The sequence below is a fragment of the Neisseria sp. P0021.S007 genome (genome assembly GCF_051956855.1).
Genome location: NZ_JBQCXA010001528.1, coordinates 1 through 466, shown reverse-complemented (window position 1 = coordinate 466; position 466 = coordinate 1). Strand labels below are relative to the sequence as shown.

The 466-nt window shown below is 52.1% G+C and carries 1 pseudogene; it reads right to left on the bottom strand.

The features are described 5' to 3' along the window. A pseudogene (locus ACTHUR_RS20090) lies at positions 1-466 on the bottom strand (5-methyltetrahydropteroyltriglutamate--homocysteine S-methyltransferase); the annotation flags it as partial.

The following is a 466-nucleotide window of genomic DNA, read 5'->3' as shown; positions in this document are numbered from 1 at the left end:
ATATCGGAACGTGAAGTTTCGATGGTGATGACGTCAGCGTCCATGGCGGCGATGGCAGGCAGGATGTCGTTGAACTCAGAGTAGCACATATGAGTGTGGATTTGGGTGCTGTCTTCGCAACCGGTAGAGGACAGGCGGAAAGATTCACCGGCCCAGTTCAGGTAGGCATCCCAATCGGCACGTTTCAAAGGCAGACCTTCGCGGATGGCAGGTTCGTCAATTTGGATGACTTTGATACCGGCTTTTTCCAGATCCAATACTTCGTCGTTCAGAGCCAGTGCGATTTGTTTGCACACGGTAGCGCGAGGAATATCGTTGCGGACGAAAGACCATTGCAGAATGGTTACAGGGCCGGTCAGCATACCTTTCATCGGGCGTTTGGTCAGGCTTTGAGCGTAAGTAGACCAAGCAACAGTCATGGCTTCAGGACGGCTTACGTCACCGAAGATGATAGGTGGTTTAACGC